This is a genomic window from Streptomyces sp. NPDC002130, assembly GCF_040296465.1.
Taxonomy (GTDB): Bacteria; Actinomycetota; Actinomycetes; order Streptomycetales; family Streptomycetaceae; genus Streptomyces.
The window spans coordinates 1-2,072 of record NZ_JBEOXI010000611.1; the positions used below are offsets into that span (position 1 = coordinate 1).

General features: G+C 62.3%; 2 protein-coding genes. Both read right to left on the reverse strand.

Annotation, left to right across the window (positions count from 1 at the left end; translation table 11 throughout):
* On the reverse strand, positions 1-423 hold a 423-nt coding region (locus tag ABT116_RS43485; protein ID WP_351646305.1), incomplete at its 3' end, for a DUF1295 domain-containing protein.
* Positions 424-763: 340 nt separating this feature from the next.
* On the reverse strand, positions 764-1,663 hold the full coding sequence (locus tag ABT116_RS43490; RefSeq protein WP_351646307.1) for an acetamidase/formamidase family protein: 900 nt from the start codon (positions 1,661-1,663) through the stop codon (positions 764-766).
* Positions 1,664-2,072 lie beyond the last annotated feature (409 nt).

The following is a 2,072-nucleotide window of genomic DNA, read 5'->3' on the forward strand; positions in this document are numbered from 1 at the left end:
TCGAGCACCCATGCCGTGTCCCCCGCTGCGCGGCTGGTCATCGAGCCGTTCCCCCTTCGTGGTCGGTGCTTCGGTGAACTCCTCCATCTGTCGGTCGCCAACCGTCTCGAACGTGACGCCTACTATCCACAGCGCGATACCGAGTACGACAAGAAATCCGAAGCTGCCGTTCGATACTGCTGCGACCTGGATCGGCAGGGAGACGAACCACAACGAAATCCCCTGCGTGAGATAGATCTTGCGGAGTGCATACAGCGTTCGGCTACCCGTCGCTCGTCCGAGCATTTCTTCGTACCGCGGATCTTCACCCTTGCCTCGCGATCGGATCGCCATGTGCGTCGCCAACCGCAGACCCCAGATCGCCACCAGCGCAAGCATGAGCAACCGGCGCCAGAGGTCGCCGGTTCCAACTATCGCGGACACGAGCGCAATCAGAACGAAGCCTACGCGGTTCGAGCCGACACACTCGACGGCGTAGTAGCCGTCAAGCCCAAGGTGGAACGCTGCTTCACCGCCGGAGCGACCGCAACCGGCTGCGAAGTGACCATCACGGAACCTTCACCGGCGTACGGCGAATCCCGGTGGGACGCGGACATGAGCGCGCTCTACCAGAGGAACAGCGAAGCGCTCGGACGCGTTTTCTTCGAGTACGACGGTCCCGCAGCGGGATCCACCGACATGGGCAACGTCTCGCATCGTATTCCGACGATCCACCCGATCATCGGGATCGAATGCAACGGCGCAAGCAACCATCAGGCAGAGTTCACCCCCTACTGCCGCGCGGAAACCGGCGACAAGGCAGTGCTGGACGGCGCCCTCGCGCTCGCGTGGACTGCAATCGACTGCGCGAGCGATCCCGCGCTCCGCGCACGGTTGCTGAACCACAGGTGAACGCGAAACGGTCAAATACTCCAAAGCTCTCGAGCCCTGGGAATGTGTCGAGGTACACGCGTAGCGTGAGATTCGTGCCTTCCTCGGCCAAGCATTTCCGCGTCCCTTCGTCCAGAGTGATTCCCGCGGGAGCGGTTCCGTCTGCCGTGACAGCAAGAGCGCCCTTGCCGTGCCTGCTCGACACAACCCCGTACGGCACTCGGGGAATCGCTTCGAGTGTCTCGATCTTGAGTACGTCTCCAGGCTGTGCGCCTTCGCCGAAGACCGGGCCGGTGACGACATGTGGGCCGTCCTTGTCGAAGTTCCGTTCGGTTCGGTTGTATTCGGCCGCAACGGCAATCGCATCCTCGAGCACGTCCTTCTCGGAAACGCCCTTGCTGCCGAAGTATTCGAGGGGATTGCGCCCTTGATCCTCGAGGATTCCCTCGTGCGAGAGGGCGTCGATGGTGACGGTCTGGCCCGACTTCATCCGCATCACCTCGCGGGTGTGGATGTTGGGCACGTAGCCCCACATGACGTCCGACGGATCCGAACTCAGATAGTGGTCGCCGCTGACGTTTCCACTGCCCGGTTGCAGAATCGGCACACCATCGGCGAACGGCAGTGCAGAGGAGGATGATCCAGCTGGCGACGCGTTGGAGTGCGCGCACCCCGAAGCCACACCGGCAACGCCTACTCCCGCACCGAGAGCCGCGACTGCCCTCATGAATCCGCGTCGGCCAAGACCTTTCGTCAGGTCTTCGGCTGCGTTGCGGGCAAGCGTGTTTTCCATCGAGTTTCCTCCGGAGTGCGTGACGATGTGCGACTGCGAAGAAAACTAGACCCGATTTGTTACTCGTTCATTACCATTTCATAGCAAGGAAATGCCGTTGACTGAGAATGAGTTCAACGACGGCGAAGCCGCCAGAGCGACGTCGTTTCGCGTGCCCGGGCAGCGTGAAGCGCATCGGTTCGGTCACTGACCTTTGCGTGCGTCGGTTTGACGTCCATGCGGTCGACAACAGTGAGCCCACCGGCCGCGATCAGATCGTGCAGTTCGGATCGCGTTCGGAGACCGAGGTGTTCGGCAATGTCCGAGAGGATCAGCCACGCTTCTCCCCCGTCGTCCGTACGGCGACGAGCCGCGCGTGGTGGAGCTCCGTGAGCGTGCGCGACCGCTGCTGATGGCTCCCGCCTGTGCG